Genomic DNA, 21,429 nt, shown 5'->3' on the forward strand with positions numbered 1-21,429 from the left:
CCGCGAAGAGGCCAGTACAGGTTCAACAGTAAAGGAGAGCTGATGCCCGCCCACATCGAAGACTACGCCCTGCTCGGCAACTGCCGCAGCGCCGCCCTGGTCAGCCGCGACGGCTCCCTCGACTGGCTGTGCCTGCCGCGCTTCGACGCCCCTGCAGTGTTCGCATCGCTGCTGGGCAACGAAGAAAACGGCCGCTGGCGCCTGGCGCCCAGCGACCCTGTCGAGCACAGCAGCCGCCGCTATCTGCAAGACACGCTGGTACTGGAAACCACCTGGGTCACCGCCAGCGGTCGTGCCCGTGTGCTCGACTTCATGCCGTTGGACGAGGTCAACTCGGTGGTGCGCATCGTCGAGGGTCTGTCCGGCGAAACCCACTTCGAAATGGACCTGGTGCTGCGCTTCGATTACGGCCGCAGCGTCCCCTGGGTAGAAATGCTCGACCCCCTGACCCTCAGCGCCGTCGCCGGCCCCGACCGTCTGATCCTGTGCAGCAGCGTGCCGCCGCACGCGCGCGACCATCACACGGTCGCGCGCTTTCGCGTTGGCGCAGGCGAGCGTCACGTGTTCAGCCTGCGCCATCAGCCCTCGCACCTGCCGGTGCAACCGGACTGCGACCTCGACCAGGCTTTGGCACACACCCTTGAGCAGTGGCAGGCGTTCGCCGCCCGTTGCCCGGAGGTGGGGCCATACACCGCCCTGGTGCGCCGTTCGTTGCTGACCCTGAAGGCCATGACCTACGCCCCCACCGGCGGCATCGTCGCCGCCGTCACCACCTCGTTGCCCGAGCGGGTAGGGGGCGAGCGCAACTGGGACTACCGCTTCTGCTGGCTGCGCGACGCCACCATGACCCTGCTGGCGTTCATGAACCTCGGTTATTTCGACGAGGCCCAGGCCTGGCGCGAATGGCTGTTGCGCTCGGTGGCCGGCAACCCCGAGCAGATGCAGATCATGTACGGCCTGGCCGGGGAGCGCGACCTCCAGGAATACACCCTGCCGTGGCTGGCCGGCTACGAGCGCTCGCAACCGGTGCGGGTGGGCAACGCGGCATCCGGGCAGCGGCAGCTGGACATCTACGGGGAACTGGCCGATGCCATGACCCAGGCGATCAAGGGCGGGCTGCCGCGCCACCCCCGTAGCGCCGCGATCGCCCGTTTGATCCTGCCCTATGTCGAGCGTATCTGGCGTGAGCCGGACGAAGGCCTGTGGGAAGTGCGCGGCCCCCGCCAGCACTTCGTGCATTCCAAGGTCATGGCCTGGGTCGCCTTCGACCGTGCGGCAGGGCTGGCCAATACCACCGAAGAGGACCGCGAGCGGGGTCGCCATTATCGGCAAGTGGCCGATCAGATTCACCGCGAAGTCTGCGCCCAAGGGCTGGATGCCAGCGGGGCCTATTTCGTCCAGGCCTATGGTTCACGCGAGCTGGACGCCAGCCTGCTGCAGATTGCCCTGACCGGCTTTCTGCCGGTAGAGGACCCTCGCTTCTTGCGCACCTTGGAGCAGATCGAGCAACGGCTGCTGAAGAATGGCTTGCTGTTGCGCTATGACAGCGACAGCTGCAGCGACGGGCTCACGCCCGGGGAGGGCACGTTCCTGGTGTGTTCCTTCTGGTTGGCCGACGTCTATGTGCTGCTAGGGCGACAGGAGCAGGCGCAGGCGCTGTACGAGAAACTGACCGGGCTGTGCAATGACCTCGGCCTGCTGGCAGAGCAATACGACCCGGCCGGGCAGCGGATGCTGGGCAATTTCCCCCAGGCGTTCAGCCATATCGGCATCATCAATACCGCGCTGAACCTGCACCGGGCGCAGTGCCCGGTGCGCGACCGGGCCAGCAGTGGCAAGGGTCTGGGCTGACCGCGTCCTGCAGCGTCTGCCAGGCCGCGCAGGCCGAGACGACGGCGTTGCAAAGCTGTTAGCCTTGACAGGTTTCAGGCGTATTGAGCAGGCCATGGCCAACCACAAGATCGAGATTCGTCGGCGCAATGTAGAAAAGATTCTGCAGGCCGCCGAAAAGGTGTTCGCCGAAAAGGGTTTCGGCGCCACCTCAATGGGCGATATCGCCGAGCAGGCCGAGCTTCCGCGTTCCAATCTGCATTACTACTTCAGCACCAAGGACGACCTGTTTCGCGCGGTGCTGCAGGACTTGCTGGATGTGTGGAAGCAGGACGCCCTGTGCTTCGAGAATTTCGACGACCCGCGGGTGGTGCTGACCAGTTACATCCGCGCCAAGATGGGCCATTCACGCTCGCGGCCGCTGGGCTCGAAGATCTGGGCCGAAGAGATGCTGCATGGTGCGCCGGTGCTGGGCGTGAGCCTGGATGAAAGCCTGGTGCCCTGGGCGAAACTGAAGGAAGACAAGATTCGCCGTTGGGTGGAGGAGGGGCGCATCCTGCCGGTGGAGCCTTCGGCGTTGCTGTACATGATCTGGGCATCGACCCAGCACTATGCCGACTTCGGTTACCAGGTGACGGTGCTCAATGGCGGGGAAGCGCTGTCGGACCCGGCGTTCGAGCGGGCGGTGCAGACGGTGACCTGTGTGATCCTGCGGGGGATTGGGTTGGAGCCATAGGGCTGCTTTGCAGCCCATTCGCGGGGCAAGCCCGCTCCCACAGATACCGCGCAGTTCTCTGAAGCAGCGCGGTACCTGTGGGAGCGGGCTTGCCCCGCGAATGGGCCGCGCAGCGGCCCCACTCACTTTCAGCTGGCTTCGCGGTAGGGGTTACGCGGATCCTGCGTCCAGTTCAGGTAAGGCTTCCCGGTATCCTGCGCCACCATCTCGATGCAGCTCTCCACCGGGCAGGTAATCTGACACAGGTTGCACCCCACGCACTCCTCCTCGATCACGCTATAGGCATGGGTCCCATCCGCCTTCAGCGTGCTGGCGATGGCCTGGTGCGACGTATCCTCACAAGCGATATGACAGCGCCCGCAGCCAATGCACGCATCCTGGTCGATATGCGCCACCGACTTGTAGTTGATGTCCAGGTACTTCCAGTCGGTGGTGTGCGCCACGGCTTGCCCGCGGAACGCCTCCAGGTTGCGATGCCCGTGCTGGTCCATCCATCGCGCCAGGCCGTCCTTCATGTCCTCGACGATGCGGAACCCATGCAGCATCGCCGCCGTGCACACCTGCACCGCGCCACTGCCCAGGGCAATGAATTCGGCGGCATCGCGCCAGTTGCCGATACCGCCGATACCGCAGATGGGCAGGCCACGGGTTTCCGGGTCGCGGGCGATCTCGGCGACCATGTTCAAGGCGATGGGCTTTACCGCCGAGCCGCAGTACCCGCCATGGGTACTCTGATCACCGACGATCGGGTGCGCGACCATGCGGTCGAGGTCGACGCTGGTGATCGAGTTGATGGTGTTGATCAATGACACCGCATCCGCGCCACCGCGATGGGCCGCACGGGCCGACTGGCGAATATCGGTGATGTTGGGCGTGAGCTTGACGATCACCGGCAACGCGCAATAGGTCTTGCACCAGCGGGTGACCATCTCCACGTATTCCGGCACCTGGCCGACCGCGGCGCCCATGCCGCGTTCGGGCATGCCGTGCGGGCAGCCGAAGTTCAGCTCGATGCCATCGGCGCCGGTGGCCTCCACCAGCGGCAGGATGAACTTCCAGGACTCCTCCTCGCACGGCACCATCAGCGACACGATCAGCGCACGGTCGGGCCAGTCCTTCTTCACCTGGGTGATTTCGCGCAGGTTGATCTCCAGCGAACGGTCGGTGATCAGCTCGATGTTGTTGATGCCCTGCACCTGGCGGTTGGCGCCGTAGTGCGCCGAGTAGCGCGACGACACGTTGACCGCTGCCGGGTCCTCGCCCAGGGTTTTCCAGACCACGCCCCCCCAGCCGGCCTCGTAGGCGCGGACCACGTTGTAGGCTTTGTCGGTCGGGGGGGCGGAGGCCAGCCAGAAGGGGTTGGGTGACTTGATGCCGGCGAATTGAATGGACAAGTCGGCCATTTATGCTGCCTCCACGTTGAGCATGAGTTGGGCATGGATGGCTTCGGCGGCCAGCTTGCCATGTTGCACGGCCTGGACGGTGAGGTCCTGGCCCAGGGCGGTGCAGTCGCCGCCGGCGTAGACGCCCGGCAGGCTGGTGCGCATGTCGGCGTCGACGCGGATGCGTTCGCCGTCGCGGGCCAGTTGAGCGGCCAGCGGGTCGCTCAGGCTCTGCTCGTCGAAGCGTTGGCCGATGGCCTTGAAGATGGCGTCGGCGGCCAGTTCGAAGGTTTCCCCGGTATCGCGCAGGCGGCCGTCGGCAAGCTCGGTGCGGGCGAAGCGCATACCGCGTACCCGGCCGTCGTCGTCCAGCAGCACGCTGTCGGGGCGGGCCCAGGTGTGCAGGCGGACCTGGTTGGCCTTGGCGATGTCCTGCTCGTGGCCGGTGGCGCCCATGTCGGCGAAGCCGCGGCGGTACACCAGGTTGACGTCGCGCGCGCCCAGGCGGCTCATCTGCACGGCCATGTCGATGGCGGTGTTGCCGGCGCCGATGACCAGGCAGCGGTCGGCCAGTGGCAGTTGCGTGAGGTCGTCGGCCTGGCGCAGTTCGCGGATGTACTCGGTGGCGGCGAGCAGGCCCGGGGCTTCTTCATCCGGCAGTCCAAGCTGGCGCACGGCGTTCAGTCCAAGACCAAGGAACACGGCGTCGTACTGCTCACGCAACTCGGCAAGGCCCAGGTTGCTGCCCAGGCGCTGGCCGTGGCGGACTTCGATGCCGCCGATGCCCAGCAGGAAATCCACTTCACGCTGTGCGTAGTCGTCCACCAGCTTGTAGCGGGCGATGCCGTATTCGTTGAGGCCACCGGCCTTTTCGCTTGCTTCGAACAGCACCACGTCATGGCCGTGCATGGCCAGGCGATGGGCGCAGGACAACCCGGCCGGGCCGGCACCGACCACGGCAATGCGTTTGCCGGTGGCGGGTGAGCGCTGGAACGGGTGTTCGCTGAAGCCTGCGTTGTCCAGGGCATAGCGCTGCAGTTGGCCGATCAGCACGGGGGCGCATTCCTGGGCATTGTTACGCACGCAGGCCTGCTGGCAGAGGATCTCGGTGGGGCATACGCGGGCGCAGCTGCCACCGAGGATGTTGGCCGAGAGGATGCGTTCGGCGGCGCCTTGCAGGTTTTCGTCGCTGATGCGGTGGATGAACGACGGGATGTCGATTTCGCTTGGGCACGCGTTCACGCAAGGGGCGTCGTAGCAGTACAGGCAACGGGCGCTTTCCACGGCGGCCTGGCGGGCGGTGAGGGGCGGGGCGAGGTCGCTGAATTGCTCGGCCAGCGAGTCGTTGCCGGCGCGGGGGCGCGGCAAGTGGTTCAGGGCATCGATCACGGTTGTAGCCTCTCTTTTTTTATATGGGGCTCGGGGTGGGGGCGCTGTGCGCCCCAATCGCCGGCAAGCCGGCTCCCACACAGGGACAGTGATGTCCACAAGCACAGTGGTGTCCTGGAAAGCGGTGCTATCCCTGTGGGAGCCGGCTTGCCGGCGATGGCCTCAGCGCTGAACGGGCGTCGGGCGCTGCTGCTCGGCGCGTCGGCCCAACACCTCGTACACCGAGGGGTAGGCCGGACGTTCCACATACCGGCCTGCGCCTGGCTCGGCGCGCAGGTCGCCATCGGCCCAGACCACCCGGCCCTGGCTGATGGTGTGGCTGGGAATGCCGCGCACGGTGCGGCCTTCGAAAATGTTGAAGTCGACGCGCTGGTGGTGGGTCTGGGCAGAGATCGTGCGCGTGCCCTGCGGGTCCCACAGCACCAGGTCGGCGTCGGCCCCCACGCGGATGGCGCCCTTGCGCGGGAACAGGTTGAAGATCTTCGCCGTGTTGGTGGAGGTCAGCGCGACGAATTCGTGCATCGACAGGCGCCCGCTGTTGACCCCCGCATCCCACAGCACCGCCATGCGGTCTTCGATGCCGGCCGTGCCGTTGGGGATACGGCTGAAGTCGTTGCGGCCCATGGCTTTCTGTTCGGCGCAGAAGCAGCAGTGGTCGGTGGCGGTGGTGTGCAGGTTGCCCGACTGCAGGCCACGCCACAGCGCCTCCTGGTGCTCGCGCGGGCGGAACGGTGGGCTCATCACGTAGCCGGCGGCAGTGGACCAGTCCGGGTGGCGGTAGACGCTGTCGTCGATCAGCAGGTGGCCGGGCAGCACTTCGCCGTACACCGGCTGGCCCTTGGCACGGGCATAGCTGATTTCATCCAGCGCTTCGCGGCTGGAGATGTGCACCACGTACAGCGGCGTGCCGATGGTTTCGGCGATGCGGATGGCGCGGCTGGCAGCCTCGCCTTCGACTTGCGAGGGGCGCGACAGCGGGTGTGCTTCCGGGCCGGTCATGCCCTGGGCGAGCAGTTTCTGTTGCAGGTGGTAGACCAGCTCGCCGTTCTCGGCATGCACGGTGGGCACCGCGCCCAGCTGCAGGCAGCGCTCGAAGCTGGCCACCAGGGTGTCGTCGGCGGCCATGATGGCGTTCTTGTAGGCCATGAAGTGCTTGAAGCTGTTGACCCCGTGCTGGGTCACCAGCTCGCCCATTTCCTCGGCCACCTGCTCGCTCCACCAGGTGATGGCGACGTGGAAGCCATAGTCGGACGCGCTCTTCTGCGCCCAGCCGCGCCAGGTGTGGAAGGCTTCCATCAGTGACTGCTGCGGGTTGGGGATGACGAAGTCGATGATCGAGGTGGTGCCGCCGGCCAACCCCGCGGCGGTGCCGCTGAAGAAGTCTTCGCTGGCCACGGTGCCCATGAAGGGCAACTGCATGTGGGTGTGCGGGTCGATGCCGCCGGGCATCAGGTACTGGCCGCTGCCGTCGAGGATCTCGCAGTCGGTGGGCGGTTCGAGGTCTTTGCCAATGGCGCGGATCTGGCCATCGACACACAGGACATCAGCGGGATAGCTCTCTTCGTGGGTTACCACGGTGGCGCCACGGATCAACAGGGACATGCCGTCTTCCTCGCAGGCTGACCGGTCTGGGCCGGTTCTTGAAATTGTTATGGGCCAGTGGCTGGAGGATGGATTTCAATCCTGTCAGACCTGACAAGAATGGAATCTAGTTGCTGATTATGGATTGATCAAGAAAATAATTCATGAGCTTATAACTATCGTAACTAATTGATATTTATATAAATATTTTGCAGTTCACCAAAATGGTGAGGCCATTCACCATTTTGACGCACTTGACAAGATGCCAAATTGGTCAAGATTTTCCATGCAAAATCAGCTGCTTGAATCCTGGCTTCGAGGGGCTGGCCGCGCCACTGAAAAACCAGGCTGCACCAAGGTGAAACCGGGTGCGAGGGCCAGGGCCGGCCCAGGGCGGCACGAACACCCGGCGAAGGCATCAGCGTGCCTTCGCCGGGCGCAGTTGAAAGCCTTGCAGATCAGTTGATTACCTCCGGTCGGCGGCGGCCGTCGGGCAGGCCCAGGCCAACCCGGCACGCAAATTGAGTACGGCCACAACCGCCAGGCCGGACCGGAGGTGCAGTACTGGTGGTGTAGAGACTCCGGCCATCGCATTAGCCCGATGAGCGAACAATTAGAAAAATCTGGAGAAGGCCCCATGCAACAGAGCAGATCGGAAGTGATCGAGCAGGATGGACTGTTCGAGCTGTCGGCGGGCAGTGACGTGCTCGACAGCCCACGCTACAACCACGACATCGCACCGACCAAGGTGCACCAGCGCACCTGGAACAAATGGCACATCACCGCGCTGTGGGTGGGCATGTCCATCTGCGTGCCCACCTACACCCTTGGCGGTGTTCTCACAGCCTACTTCGGCTTGAGCGTGGGCGAGGCGCTGCTGGCGATCCTGCTGGCCAACCTGATCGTCCTGATCCCGCTGACGCTCAATGCCTTCCCCGGCACCAAGTACGGCATTCCGTTCCCCGTGCTGCTGCGGTCCTCGTTCGGCATCCTCGGTTCCAACGTGCCTTGCCTGATTCGCGCGGTGGTCGCCTGCGGCTGGTTCGGCATCCAGACGATGTTCGGCGGCTTGGCCATCCACCTGTTCCTGGGTTCGATCTTCGATGAGTGGAAAGCCCTGGGCGGCACCGGCGAAGTGATCGGCTTCATGGTGTTCTGGGCGCTCAACCTGTGGGTGGTACTGCGCGGCGCCGAGTCGATCAAATGGCTTGAGACGCTGTCGGCGCCGCTGCTGGTGGCCGTGGGCTTTGGCCTGCTGTTCTGGGCCTTGCCGCACATGTCGATGACCGAGTTGCTGGCCCAGCCGCCCAAGCGCCCGGAAGGGGCGAGCGTGGTCAGCTACTTCTGCGCCGGGCTCACGGCGATGGTCGGCTTCTGGGCCACGCTGTCGCTGAACATCCCGGACTTCAGCCGCTATGCCAAAAGCCAGAAGGACCAGATCCTCGGGCAGATCTTCGGCCTGCCGCTGACCATGTTCCTGTTCGCGGCGCTGGGTGTGGTGATGACCGCCGCCTCGGCGTCGCTGGTGGGCGAAACGGTGTCGGATCCGGTGAGCCTGATCGGCAAGATCCAGAGCCCGGGGTGGGTAGCGTTGGCCATGGCGCTGATCGTCATCGCCACGCTGTCGACCAACACCGCGGCCAACATCGTGTCACCGACCAACGACTTCCAGAACATCGCCCCGCGCCTGATCGGGCGCAGCCGCGCGGTGTGGCTGACCGGCTTCATCGGTCTGGCGCTGATGGGCCACGAACTGCTGAAGAAGCTTGGCTGGATCGTCTCCGACCTGAGCCTTGAGAGTGTCTATTCCAACTGGCTGCTGGGTTACTCCAGCCTGCTCGGGCCGATTGCCGGAATCATGGTGGTGGACTACTTCCTGATCCGGCGGCAGAAGCTGGACCTGGCCGGGTTGTACCGCGACGACGTCTACCCGGCCTGGAACTGGGCGGGCTTTGCCGCCTTCGGCGTGCCGGTGACGCTGACCGTGATGGCCATTGGCAACAGCAGTTTCAGCTGGTTCTACGACTATGGCTGGTTTACCGGCTCGCTGCTCGGGGGCGCGTTGTACTACGCCCTGGGGGGCGTGGCGGTGCGTGGGGCGGCGCGGTTGGCCAAGCCGTTGCCCTGATACCGCGTTGGCCCCATCGCCGGCAAGCCGGCTCCCACAAGGTCAGCGATGTTCCCTTTGGGAGCCGGCTTGCCGGCGATGAGGCCCGAAGATGAATGCAGATAACAAAAACGCCTGAGGAGACAACCCAATGACCCCAGCCCAGCATGTCCTGCAATCCACCGACCACCATGTCGACAGCGCCCGCCTGTGGCAATCGCTGATGGACCTGGCGCGCCTTGGCGCCACCGCCAAGGGCGGCGTATGCCGCCTGGCCCTGACCGACCTCGACCGCCAGGCCCGCGACCTGTTCGTCGAATGGTGCGAAGCCGCTGGCTGCAGCGTCAGCGTCGATGCGGTGGGCAACATCTTCGCCCGCCGGCCGGGACGCAACCCCAAGCTGCCGCCCGTGATGACGGGCAGCCACATCGACACCCAGCCCACCGGCGGCAAGTTCGATGGCTGCTTCGGGGTGATGGCGGGCCTGGAAGTGATCCGCACCCTCAACGACCTGGGCATCGAGACCGAAGCCCCCCTGGAAGTGGTGGTGTGGACCAACGAAGAGGGCTCCCGCTTTGCGCCGTGCATGATGGGTTCGGGCGTATTCGCCGGCAAGTTCACCCTGGAGGAAACCCTGGCCAAGCGCGACGCCCAGGGGGTCAGCATGGGCGAGGCCCTCAATGCCATCGGCTATGCCGGCCAGCGTGCGGTGCTCGGCCACCCGGTGGGGGCTTACTTCGAAGCGCATATCGAACAGGGGCCGATCCTCGAAGACCAGGCGAAGACCATCGGCGTGGTGCTGGGGGCACTGGGCCAGAAGTGGTTCGACCTGACCCTGCGTGGCGTCGAAGCCCACGCCGGCCCGACGCCGATGCACCTGCGCAAGGACGCCCTGGTCGGCGCTGCGGCGGTGGTCGAGGCGGTCAACCGCGCAGCGCTCGGCCATCAGCCGCATGCCTGCGGCACCGTGGGTTGCCTGCAGGCCTATCCGGGTTCCCGCAACGTGATACCGGGCGAGGTGCGCATGACCTTGGACTTCCGCCACCTGGAGGGCGATCGACTGGATTCGATGATCAAAGACGTGCGCGCGGTGATCGAGGCGACCTGTGCCAAGCATGGTCTTGCCCATGAGCTGATTCCCACGGCCGATTTCCCGGCGCTGTACTTCGACCGTGGTTGCGTCGATGCCGTGCGCGACTCGGCACGCACCCTGGGCTTGCCGTACATGGACATCGTCAGCGGGGCAGGGCATGACGCGATCTTCCTGGCCGAAATGGGGCCGGCGGGGATGATCTTCGTACCGTGCGAAAACGGCATCAGCCACAACGAGATCGAGAACGCCACGCCGCAAGACCTGGCGGCGGGGTGTGCGGTGTTGTTGCGGGCGATGCTGGCAGCGTCGGAGGCGATCGCCAGCGGGCGTTTGGCGGCGTAGTCCGGGCTATCCCACTTCGCAACATCCCCTGCGCGGCATTGCAAGTGAATGCCGCGCAGGGGATGCCAGTGAATTGCCCGCTCAGGTGATACGCATGGCCTCTCACACGTTCGCGTGACTGGCCGCAAGCGTCAGTTCGCGAACCAGGCCAGCGCGGTTTTGCCGGTACGCTTGCTCAAGGCGGTCGTAGACGGGCTGCAGTTGCTCGATCGTCTCTCCGGGATGCTGGTCGGTGACTGCCAGGACGCGATCCTGGTAATCCTGTTCCAGCGTTGCGAAACGCTCTGCGTTGGCTTCCTTCAAGTAATCGACCCAGAAGTCCCGGCTGGCAGCGTAGAGGATGAAGGGGTCGCCATGCTCGCCTTGTTGTACTTGGGCCAAGGCTTCGTCCAGCTCCCCCCGACGTAAGCTCGCCACACTTTGGAACAACATGCTGCTCGGAGGCAGAGGCAGGTCCAGCTGTTGCGCCAGGCGCAGGCGATAGGCCAGACGAACCTCTGCCTCGTCCCTGGAGCCAGTCTGCGTGCGGGCGATTTCGTCCAGTGTATGCAGACGGTATAGCCGCAGGGTCAGACGGTAGAGCGCCGGGCCACGGGATTGCGCAGGTATGTCGCGCAGCGCCTGTTCAGTGAATAGACGGATTTCCATCTGATTGAACAACAGCCACGCACCATCGGGGCAGGTCTGCACGGCTTCTTGCGCGATCACGTTGAACAACTGGCGCTGCTCTGCGCTGCCCGCAGCGATTTCCAGTACGTGCCAGACCCTGGCCGCGAAATCGGCGCGTGAGCTACGGGTTCGATAGGGTGCCGATTCTGTCAGTCGTCCGATAAGTGCAAGCAGGTCCTGAGCGTCGTCGGCCGCCACCAGTGCATGCCACGTATCGCGGTGGGCTTGGTTTTCCTCGACGCTCCCTAATAGCCAGCGCTCTACATCCGGTGCGTCCTGCGGGAAGGGTTGTGGCGGGCTGTGGACATGCCCATCGCGATCGGAACCGCTCTCGGACGCTGAATCCGATGAGTGTGGCTCGTGCCCTGTGTTGTTTGAAATCGAGTCCGGTAGGTCCATGTTGAAGGTGTAGGCGCGCCCGTACCGCTCGGAGGTATGGGCGCGGTACATGGTGTCTTCGCTCAACGGGTTGCCGTACAGGGAAATCTCGGTTTGCCCTTCGTTGTTGTTCGGGTTGTAGAGAATGTGATCGGGGAGCACGGTGATCTGGTTGTGATTGAGGTTCAGCAGGCTGATCGGCAGCAGTTCCTCTACCCATTCGGGCCAGGCCTGCAGTCCCGTGTTGGCCAGTGATAGTAAGTTCAAGCGTCCCGAGAGTGCAGAAACATCGTTGATCTCGCCGATGCGGTTGCCGTCCAGGTGCAGTGAGTCGAGGCTGTGCATGCTGGCGAAGGTACTGATCGCCTGTTGGTCCACCAGCATGCCCTGGTCATACAGCCTGAACTGCCGCAGGTTAGGCAGCACCGTCACTATGTTCGGTATGCGTTGCAGCGGTTCGCTGAACGCTTCCAGGGTTAATGCATACAGCGCCTGAAACGGGTTGAGGAAGCGCTCCAGCTGCTCTGCAGTGCAGGTCACGCGCGCCAGCTGCACGCTTTGGATCTGGGTTAAGTAGTCGTCGGGCAGGTGGGGTGGGAACTCAGCCAGTTCTATGCCATCGAGCACCAGCGGTGCGTGGGTCTCACCCAACTGCAGAGCATGCAGATGGGCGAGCAGCTGGTCACCGATCAATGACCTGGCACGGCTGGTTCGCTCGCTCAGAGGGGGCGACGAACTCGACGTGCTTGCCCAGCTGTCGAGAGCTTCGCGAAGCACGGTGCGTTGGCGCGCCTGCTCGTCAATGATGTTTTGCAGGGCGGGCGGTACCTCGATATCGAAGGTGTATCGTCCGCCGCTTGAATGGTCGCGAAAACGCGCTCGCATGACGGTGCGAGTAGACAGCGGATTGCCGTGCAGGGAAATCAAGGTTTGGGGAGGCGCCATCGTCGAATCGTTCAGAAGCCTCTCCGGCACACCAGGAAGTTGGTTGTTGCGCAGTGACAGGTGCTGCAAGGATGCGACAGTCTCATCGCCGAGCCATTCGGGCCATGTATAGAGGTTCATCCGATCAAGCCCCAGGAAACGCAAGGACATGCCATGGAACAAGTCTGTCTCCATCAGGGCGAGTATGTGGCCACCGCTCAGGTCGAGGTGCTCGAGTTCGGGCAGGTTGCGTAGCGCGTCTGCATCGCTTCGCATGAGCGGCAGGACGTAGTTCGGCAGACGCAATTCCCGAAGCCTTGGAAACCAATCGGCCATTCGATGCAGAAGGCGCGAGTGGAGGGGGCGGCTGGTCGAGGTCGGTGTGATGCGACCTATTTCCAGTGCCACAAGTTGGGGAAAGTGCTCGCAGAACCGCTCGAAGGTCTGCTCGTCGGCCGTAAACTGCGCACCATTAGAGAGGCCGCTGACCTCGATGTCGATCAACTGCAGGCGCTGCACACGCTGCATGAAAAATTCAGGCAACTGCGCGGGAAAGTCGATCAGCAGAATCTGTTCAAGGCGCAGCGGCGTATCGGTACGGCCGATTTCCGGCAGGTTGTTGTCGAACCAGTTTTGCCAGATCGCCTCGTGTATTCGGCTGCGGCTGGGCCCACGTCTTTGGTGATCGGCAAGCGTGCTGGATTCCTGGCCCCAGGCGGTGAGGTGGGCCTCTATTGCTGAGCGTTCATCCAGCAGTTGGCTGAGGCGGGCGTGGATCTGCTGGCGGGTCAGCCCTCTTGCTTCAAGCTCGCCGAGTATCTGCTCCGCCGATTGCGTCTCGCTGGGCAGATCAAGCCAGCTCATCATGTCGAGCAAGTTATCTCTGAGGATGTAGCCGCTGATCGCACCTCTGCCGCTCAAGGGGTAACCGATGCGGCCATCGCTCAAGCGCATCGGTGAAGGTCGACCGGCCCTGGCGGGCTGCATGTTGAGCGCCTTCCTGAGCGCTGGCCGAGGCAGCAACGGTCCCTGTTGGATTCGGGACTTCAGGAGCGGGCCGTCCCATGTGCCGGGGAACCCGAGGCTGGCGCGCTGGCTGTCGGGCAATGCATGCAGGACCGCACTGTAAAGGTCGTCGTGCCCATGCAGGCTTTTTCCATCGATGTCGAAAGCTGCATAGTCATAGCCTCGGCGGGTCAGCACCTTGTGTATCACAGCGTCATCGGGGCCAATGCTGTCGAGCAATCGTCCACCCTGCCAGCCTTCGCGCACCTCGATGCGCACCTGCGGCGACCAGCCGGGCAGGCGCTCCAGTGTATGCAGGATCAATATGTCGGTCTCGGGGTTACGCACCGACTCCAGGTACAGACCTTCGTACGCCCGTTGCAGGCGAACCTGCTGTTGATAGAGGCGTAATTCTTCTGACAGGCGCAAAGGTACCTTGCCTGTTTTCAGTTGCTGCAGTTCGTCTGCATTGGCGTGGGTCACCACTTCCTCGGCAATGCCGCTGGGGAGATTGGGGTACGCCCGGTTAATGACCTGAACAGTGTCCTGAGTATCGGCCATCAATGTCTGATAGCGGGTTTGGAATTGCGCGGCGCGAGTGCTGGCATCGGCCGTGGGCAGATCGGCCATCACCTGCTCATCGAGCGTGAAGCGGCGCAGGGTATCTTCCAGCAAGGCAGGTGGATGCAGGTTGTCGTTGAACATGCCGCGCATGACGGCTTCGGACGTGCCGCTGACCCACAGTATTCGCTGAGCGTTGGTGGCGGAGATCGTGGCGCCGCGTTGGCCCAGGCGTCGGATCAGGGTGTGCCCTTGCCATTCGAGCGGTTTGTCCAGTTCATGTAGCCAAGTACCTGCACCGTTGTGTCGCACGAGCGGCGAGTAGCGGTTGCTGGCGCTGGGATGTTCGAGCCTGAATTCGCTGTTCTGCGCCGTTTGGCTGACCGAGTAGACCTTGTCTTCGAGGGCCAGCCAGGTCTTGCCTTGGTAGTGATAGAGCCCGAGCTCATCTGGCACCAAGCCGGCAGGCAAGACAATGTCGTGGGCGAAAGGCGCAAGGTCGGGGTACCACAGGCGGGTCTCTCCGTAGGGCATTTCGACAGGCTTGAGTTCTTCGATGAACGAGGGCGTTTCCACAGGTATAGGTTCCACCGCGGGCCTGCCACCTATGTTGCCCGTAGCTCCCAGGGCGCCGATCAGTGCCATGTTTTCGGCGACGTCCATCATGTAGCTCAGGGCCTGCTCGCGGTCGTCGTTGGCCCAGCTTTCCAGGCCATCGAAAATTTCGAAGCCAAGCTGCAAGACGGTGACGCCCATCATGACTGCACCCAGACCGGGTACGAAGAATGCGCCGACATTGAGCGCGTCGAACGCTAGCTGGATGAAATAAGCTTTGCGCTTCTGGGCGGTCATTTCGTCTTCGAGCGCCGTGGGGACGGCATGAAATGCGGCGTCATCCTTCAGGCCGGCCATTTTCTGGCGGACCATCTCATCGAGCAATGGCTGGTCGAAGTAGTGGATGCCCACTCGAAGCTCTGCAGTCGGATCAGGCACCGCCTCGAATTCACCCTTTTCCCGGTTCAGCTTGATGGGTAACAACCGGTCCTGGAGTTTTCTCGTCAACTCGTCCACGTACCGTGCCGGTATCAAACGCTTGAGCCGGGACCATTCGTACGTCAGAAATTGCTGTGGCAGGTCCGCCAGCAACGCTTTTATCGAGGAATACTGTTTCAAGGGCGTTGGAGCACCGGGCAGATAACTCACCACCACGTCTCTGTAGGGGGGGACGCCGATGATCAACGCGCCATTGAGCTGGCGCTCCCACAGAGTCATGAAATTGCAGTGCAGGGGCTCTCCCTGGTACAGGACATGGTTGCTGACCGATAACACCAGCAAGGCGTCGTACATGGCCTTGCTGATGTGATCTTGCAGGAAAGCCAAATGGACATGCACACGAAACGCAGACTGTATGGCGTTTTTCAGCAAGTCTTGTGCACTTTGCGTATAGGCTGCATCGATCAACTTCTGGTACTCGCCGCCGATGTCCAGTTGACGAGACAAGTCTGCAAATTGATCGGGAGCGATGGGCACCGGCTTGCCGGTTGCGCAAGTGAAGACAAACGCGTCGTCGTCGAGGATGACAGCCTTCATCGAGTCGCGGTCCATCCCCCCAGGTTGCGCTTCCGCTTTCTCGAAGTTCTGCATGGCGCTGCGCAGCAGTGATTGAGTGGCCATTTTCAGTGCGCGTTGGCCGTCAACGATCGGGTCCCCGTCCAGGCTTTGTTTGTACTCGACCGCCTTGCTGGCATTGAGCAGGTAGGTCTTGGACACGTCCAGATCCAGGCCGAAGCGTTGCTTGACTGCCGGGGTCAGGGTTTGTTGAGCGAACGCCTCCAGTTTTGGCAAGGGCTTGAGCAACTGCGCCAGCTTCGCTTGGTATTCCCGGTGCAAGGCATAGTCATTGGCCAATGCACGCGCTGTCTGCGGATATTGCGGCCAGGCCTGAATGAACCAGGCCGGTGGCGACATGATGGCGGCCCGCATGCGTTGATGGATGGCAGGCTCCGCCGTCGAAACCCACGTAGGCAGCTTGCGGGCGACAACTTGCTGATGAGCCGGGATGGCCTGCGTGGCTGTGTCATGGTCAGTGGTGATGGATGAAGCTGTCATCGTCGAGACCTCATTGAGAGAAGTCTTCGATGCTAGTGACTACCAACCTGTGAAAAACCATACAAAAATATGTGCGGGCCAGCTCGTGGGCCCACGTCAGTCTCCTGGGCAGTGGCGAACAGGGATGACGCTAGCGCTTGAAATGGTAGCGCTGCAGGTCCTTTGCCAGGATCAAATTCCCGCTGTAGTGGGCGGTCGCTTCATCCCGCAGCTCATCGATGCAGGGGCTGCGTCGTGGGTCGGGCTGGTAGCGGGCGCTGAAGTGGGTCAGCACCAGGTTGCGCACGCCGGCCGTTTCGGCGAACCGCGCCACCGCGGCCGCGCTGCTGTGGCCAAAGGAGATGCCAGTACGCTCGATGACCGCTTGGGTGAAGGTCGCCTCATGCACCAGCACATCCGCGTCTCTGGCCACCTCGGCCAGCAGTTCGGGGTTGTCATTGTCGCCGCAGACGATCACCCGCCGAGCTGGCCGCGAAGCCCGCAGGTAGTCGTGGCCATGCAGGGTACGCCCGGCATGCTCCACTGCGTCGCCCTTGGCCAGGGCGCCCCATAGCGGCCCACGGGGGACGCCTTCGGCATCCAGGCGCTGCACATCCAGACGCGGCTCGGGGTTGATTTCGGTGAACACGAAACCGACGCTCGGCACCCGGTGCGACAGCGCCACGGTGTCGACCGTGACCGTGTCGCTGCGCCATCCTTCGAGGGTTTCCACGGCCAGCAGGCGCAGCTCGAAAGACAAGTAAGTGTCGCTGGCTGCCAGGCTCAGGCGTACCCAGTCATGCAGCGCGGCGGGCAGGATCAGGTCCAGCGGTTGCGTGCGCCCGCTCATGCTGGCACTGGCCAGCAGCCCTGGAAGACCGAAGCAGTGGTCGCCGTGCACATGGGTGATGAAGATGGCGCGCAGGTCGCGCACCGAAAGCGAGGTGTGCAGCAGCTGGTGCTGGGTGCCCTCGCCGCAGTCCACCAGGTACCAGTGGCTGCCACTGGCTTCGATCACGGCGGTGGCGCTGACGTTGCGCGCCTTGGTGGGCACCCCGGCCGAGGTGCCGAGAAACTGCAGGTCCAATGCCTGGGCTCCGGAAGTTGCGGGCCTACACAGTAGCCCGGTTGTCAGGGCGTGGCGAGGTCATCCTGGCGCCAGATCAGCTTGCTGGTGTCATAGCCCTGCTTTTGCGCGAGGGTCAGCAACTGCTCGCGGGTCTGGTCGGTGATCGCCGGCGTGCGCGACAACAGCCACAGGTACTCGCGGTTCGGGTGGCCGACCAGCGCCACGCGGTAATCCTTGTCATGGTAGAGCACCCAGTATTCGCCCTTGGTCATCCCGGGCGCCAGGCGGCTGAACCAGTTGTCGAACTGTACCCAGAGCTTGTCGGTCCTGCCCGGCTGCTGGGCTTCGGCGATGCCCTGGGCCTGGTTCCACTGGCCGTCCTTTTCCTTGCAGCGGTTGTTCACGTCGATGCGGCCATCTTCGCGCAATCCGTAGTGTGCCTCGGACTGCACGCAATTGCGCTGGAAGAACATCGGCAGGCGCGCCAGCTCGTACCAGGTGCCTTGGTAGCGTTGCAGGTCGACCTGCTGGGTGGTGGGGGGCGAGCGATGTTCGTCGCTCGAACCGACGCAGCCAGCAACGGCCAGCGTCATGCAGGAAAGGATCAACGCGGTGCGCATCGCCATGGCGAACCTCCTGGAGGCGGATGGGGCTTACCTGTGTTTCGATGCGCGCACGCTGCAAAAGTTGTATGGAATCACGCCTCTTCAGGCGGCAGGTCGAACGAGCCGGTCTGCACCTCGCCCGCGCGCACGTAACGGGCAATCACCACGCCCTTGGGCGACACCTGCGAGTGCTGCAGGGTGAAGGCTGCGGCGGCGGCATCGCTACCGAACAGGCGTTTGCCGTGGCCGAGCAACAAGGGGTGGATCAGCAATTGCAGCTCATCCACCAGGCCGGCTGCCAGCAGTTGCTGGACCAGTTCGGCACTGCCCTGGGTCAGCAGCGCCGCGCCGTCCTGCTGCTTGAGCCTGCGCACGGCAGCGGTCACGTCCGCGCCCAGGGCATGGCTGTTGTGCCAGTCGAGTGTGTCGGGCGAATGGGTGGCGACATGCTTGGCCACGCGGTTGAACAGGTCGGCGATGGAGAAGTCTTCCGAGTTGCCTTTCACCTTCGGCCAGTAGCCGGCGAAGATGTCGTAGGTGCGCCGGCCCAGCAGCAGCTCGAAGGGTTGGCTGAACAGCGCCTGCATGGCCTGGCCGAAGACTTCTTCGGCATATGGCACGATCCAGCCACCGTAGGCAAAGCCGCCGCGGGTGTCTTCCTGTGGGCCGCCGGGGGCTTGCATGACGCCGTCGAGGCTGATGAAGGCGGCAACGATCAGTTTGCGCATGGTGGGTTCTCCAGGAATGGCCTGTGGAGCACAGGCCTTGTCCCTGGTCGAACGGCGCGGCGCGGTTTCGACAATACCGGCGAATCTACAGCCAGTAGGTCACCGCCCACCAACCCAGCCCACCCATGACCACGGTGTAGGGCAAGGCCATCCACACCATCCGCCCATACGACAGGCGGATCAGCGGCGCGATCGCCGAGGTCAGCAGGAACAGGAACGCCGCCTGGCCATTGGGTGTGGCCACGCTGGGCAGGTTGGTGCCGGTATTGATCGCCACCGCCAGCGTCTCGAAGTGCTCGCGGCTCATGCCGCCATTGAGGAATGCCTGCTTCACCTCGGTGATGTAGATGGTGGCGACGAACACGTTGTCGCTGATCGCCGACAGCAGGCCGTTGGCCAGGTACAGCATGCCTGGCTGCTGTTCGGCAGGCAGCGCCAGCACCCAGGCGATCAGCGGGCTGAACAGCTGCTGCTGGTGGATCACCGCGACCACTGCGAAGAACACCACCAACAGCGCGGTGAACGGCATGGCATCCTGGAACGCGCGGCCCAGGCGATGCTCATCGGTGATGCCGGTGAAGGCGGTGATGAGCACGATCACCAGCAGGCCGATCAAGCCGACCTCGGCAATGTGCAGGCCCAGGCAGACGATCAGGATCAGCGCGGCGATACCTTGCACCCACAGGGCCACGCGCTGCGCCTGCGTGCGCGCGGCATCGTCCTCGGCGGCGTAGGCGGCCAGCACCTGGCGCACGCGGTCCGGCATCAGCGTGCCGTAGCCGAACAGCCGCAGTTTCTCCAGCAGCACGCAGGTCACCAGGCCCGCGCCGAGCACGGGCAGCGAGACCGGTGCAACCTGCTGGAAGAAGTCGGCGAAGTGCCACCCCATTTCGTGGCCGATCAGCAGGTTCTGCGGCTCGCCCACCAAGGTGCACACGCCGCCCAGGGCGGTACCGACCGCGCCGTGCATCAGCAGGCTGCGCAGGAACGCGCGGAACTGGTCGAGGTCTTCACGGTGCAGTTGTTCGATCTGCTGGTCGCTGTCCAGCGCGCTTTCCTCGCGCGGGTTGGCATTGGAGGCGACGCGGTGGTAGACCGCGTAGAAGCCCACGGCGGCGCTGATGATCACGGCGGTCACGGTCAAGGCGTCGAGGAACGCCGAGAGAAAGGCCGACAGCACACAGAACAGCAGTGCCAGCAGCGCCTTCGAACGCACCCCGAGCAGAATCCGCGAGAACAGGAACAGCAGCAGCTCCTTCATGAAGTGAATGCCCGCCACCATGAACATCAGCAGCAGGATCACCGGGAAGTTGTGCAGCAGCTCGTCGTACAGGGCCTGAGGCGTTGTCATTTTCAGCAGCAACGCCTCGACCAGCAACAGGCCGCCCGGCATCAGCGGGTAGCATTTGAGGGCCATGCCCAAGGTGAAGATGAACTCGATCACCAGTGCCCAGCCCGCGGCCACCGGGCCCACGCTGACCAGCAGCAACGGGTTGAGGATGAGAAACAGGCAGATGACCGCCTTGTACCAAAGCGGCGACTGGCCGAGAAAACTGTTGGCCAGGGCGCCGGTCAGGGAGCGTGACATGTAATTTGTATCCTTATGATTCGGCGAGCGCGCAAGGTGCCTGATCAGCGCCTTGCAGGCAAGGCAAACAGTCCCGTTTTTGGCACAAGTGCGGCCATCGGGCTGAGTTACCATCCAGCGCTCAATACCCTTTTTGCCACAGGAGTGCCGCCCGTGACCGAGTACAGCGCATTCAAGGTCGAACTGACCGACAATATCGCCCATGTGCAGATCAACCGCCCGGAAAAGATCAACGCGATGAACGCCGCGTTCTGGGAGGAAATCGTCACCATCTTCCAGTGGATCGACGACACCGATGCCGTGCGCGCCGTGGTCATCAGTGGCGCGGGCAAGCACTTCTCTGCCGGTATAGACCTGATGATGCTGGCCTCGCTGGCCGGCCAGATGGGCAAGGACGTGGGCCGCAATGCGCGCCTGCTGCGGCGCACCATCCTGCGCATGCAGGCGTCTTTCAATGCCGTGGACAATTGCCGCAAGCCGGTGCTGGCGGCGATCCAGGGGTATTGCATCGGCGGTGCCATCGACCTGATCTCGGCCTGTGACATGCGTTACTGCAGCCGCGACGCGCAATTCTCGATCAAGGAAATCGACATGGGCATGGCCGCCGATGTCGGCACCCTGCAACGTTTGCCACGTATCATCGGCGACGGCATCATGCGCGAGCTGGCCTTCACCGGGCGTAACGTCGAGGCCGACGAGGCGTTGCGCATCGGCCTGGTCAACCGGGTCTATGATGATCAGGCCGCCTTGCTCGACGCGGTCTTTGCCATTGCCCGCGAGATTGCCGCAAAATCGCCGATCGCCGTGGCGGGCACCAAGCAGATGCTCGACTACATGCGTGACCACAGCATCGATGATGGCCTGGACTACATCGCCACCTGGAACGCCGCGATGCTGCAGTCCGAAGACCTGCGCGTGGCCGTGGCGGCGCACATGAGCAAACAGAAACCGACGTTCGCCGACTGACTGGGCCGGGGGACGCGCAGTCAAGGAACCCCGACATGTCAGCACGCTGGACTACCGCAGTACTCGACCCGCAGATCACCGGGGGCTGGGCCGTCGCCCGCAGCCCGGAAGGGTTTTTGGTGGACGCCAACGGCGCGCTGTTCCCCCGCGACTGGCTCAAGCGCCAGGACCTGGACCTGTTGTGCGAGCACGGCATCGGCCACTTCGACGGCGAACCGGTGTTCCTGCTCGAACTGCGCAGCGCCAGCGAGCTGCCGGGTTGCAGCTGGCGCGGCCTGCGTGCCTTCATGCTCGAAGGCGACTTCGACACCTTCAAAGTGCTCGGCTACGCCGCGCAGATCGGCACCTGGGCCCGCGAGCACCGTTTCTGCGGCAGCTGCGGCCAGCC

14 protein-coding genes are annotated in these 21,429 nt (G+C 63.7%); 6 read left to right on the forward strand and 8 right to left on the reverse strand.

The window, feature by feature from the left end:
- The first annotated feature begins 42 nt into the window (after positions 1 to 42).
- Positions 43 to 1,851 carry a glycoside hydrolase family 15 protein gene (locus tag PMI38_RS02250; protein WP_008090152.1) on the forward strand — a complete coding sequence of 603 codons (1,809 nt, stop codon included), beginning with the start codon at positions 43 to 45 and terminating at the stop codon, positions 1,849 to 1,851.
- A gap of 94 nt (positions 1,852 to 1,945) precedes the next feature.
- Positions 1,946 to 2,566: a TetR/AcrR family transcriptional regulator gene (locus tag PMI38_RS02255; protein ID WP_008090154.1), complete on the forward strand. Its 621-nt coding sequence runs from the start codon at positions 1,946 to 1,948 to the stop codon at positions 2,564 to 2,566.
- Positions 2,567 to 2,694: 128 nt separating this feature from the next.
- Here the strand turns inward: PMI38_RS02255 and preA are convergent, their stop codons facing one another.
- From preA to hydA, 3 genes are all read right to left on the reverse strand, one after another.
- Positions 2,695 to 3,969, reverse strand: coding sequence for an NAD-dependent dihydropyrimidine dehydrogenase subunit PreA (preA, locus tag PMI38_RS02260; protein WP_008090156.1), 1,275 nt, complete (start codon positions 3,967 to 3,969; stop codon positions 2,695 to 2,697).
- Positions 3,970 to 5,337 (reverse strand): NAD(P)-dependent oxidoreductase, encoded by a 1,368-nt coding sequence (locus PMI38_RS02265; RefSeq protein WP_008090158.1) that lies wholly within the window; start codon positions 5,335 to 5,337, stop codon positions 3,970 to 3,972.
- Between the two features lie 162 nt (positions 5,338 to 5,499).
- A complete protein-coding gene (gene hydA, locus PMI38_RS02270) occupies positions 5,500 to 6,939 on the reverse strand; it encodes a dihydropyrimidinase (RefSeq protein WP_008090160.1) in 1,440 nt (479 codons plus the stop codon).
- A gap of 616 nt (positions 6,940 to 7,555) precedes the next feature.
- Here hydA and PMI38_RS02275 point away from each other — a divergent pair.
- Positions 7,556 to 9,046 (forward strand): NCS1 family nucleobase:cation symporter-1, encoded by a 1,491-nt coding sequence (locus PMI38_RS02275; protein ID WP_008090162.1) that lies wholly within the window; start codon positions 7,556 to 7,558, stop codon positions 9,044 to 9,046.
- Between the two features lie 130 nt (positions 9,047 to 9,176).
- Positions 9,177 to 10,460, forward strand: a complete 1,284-nt coding sequence (locus PMI38_RS02280) for a Zn-dependent hydrolase (protein WP_008090164.1) — start codon at positions 9,177 to 9,179, stop codon at positions 10,458 to 10,460.
- 102 nt (positions 10,461 to 10,562) lie between these two features.
- Here PMI38_RS02280 and PMI38_RS02285 read toward each other — a convergent pair whose 3' ends face one another.
- The 5 genes from PMI38_RS02285 to nhaB form a co-directional block, all read right to left on the reverse strand.
- A complete protein-coding gene (locus PMI38_RS02285; RefSeq protein WP_008090166.1) occupies positions 10,563 to 16,106 on the reverse strand; it encodes an NEL-type E3 ubiquitin ligase domain-containing protein in 5,544 nt (1,847 codons plus the stop codon).
- Positions 16,107 to 16,236: 130 nt separating this feature from the next.
- Positions 16,237 to 17,172 carry a ribonuclease Z gene (locus PMI38_RS02290; protein WP_008090168.1) on the reverse strand — a complete coding sequence of 312 codons (936 nt, stop codon included), beginning with the start codon at positions 17,170 to 17,172 and terminating at the stop codon, positions 16,237 to 16,239.
- 44 nt (positions 17,173 to 17,216) lie between these two features.
- A complete protein-coding gene (locus tag PMI38_RS02295; RefSeq protein WP_008090170.1) occupies positions 17,217 to 17,780 on the reverse strand; it encodes a lipocalin family protein in 564 nt (187 codons plus the stop codon).
- A 71-nt stretch (positions 17,781 to 17,851) separates the two neighbouring features.
- Positions 17,852 to 18,487: a dihydrofolate reductase family protein gene (locus PMI38_RS02300; RefSeq protein ID WP_008090172.1), complete on the reverse strand. Its 636-nt coding sequence runs from the start codon at positions 18,485 to 18,487 to the stop codon at positions 17,852 to 17,854.
- A gap of 85 nt (positions 18,488 to 18,572) precedes the next feature.
- Positions 18,573 to 20,075 carry a sodium/proton antiporter NhaB gene (gene nhaB / locus PMI38_RS02305; RefSeq protein WP_008090174.1) on the reverse strand — a complete coding sequence of 501 codons (1,503 nt, stop codon included), beginning with the start codon at positions 20,073 to 20,075 and terminating at the stop codon, positions 18,573 to 18,575.
- 153 nt (positions 20,076 to 20,228) lie between these two features.
- Between nhaB and PMI38_RS02310 the strand changes: the two genes are divergently transcribed.
- Together PMI38_RS02310 and PMI38_RS02315 are read left to right on the forward strand one after the other, a co-directional pair.
- Positions 20,229 to 21,041, forward strand: coding sequence for a crotonase/enoyl-CoA hydratase family protein (locus PMI38_RS02310; protein ID WP_008090175.1), 813 nt, complete (start codon positions 20,229 to 20,231; stop codon positions 21,039 to 21,041).
- Between the two features lie 35 nt (positions 21,042 to 21,076).
- On the forward strand, positions 21,077 to 21,429 hold a 353-nt coding region (locus PMI38_RS02315), incomplete at its 3' end, for an NUDIX-like domain-containing protein (protein WP_008090177.1).

It is taken from the genome of Pseudomonas sp. GM84 (genome assembly GCF_000282535.1).
In the GTDB taxonomy this organism is placed as follows: domain Bacteria; phylum Pseudomonadota; class Gammaproteobacteria; order Pseudomonadales; family Pseudomonadaceae; genus Aquipseudomonas.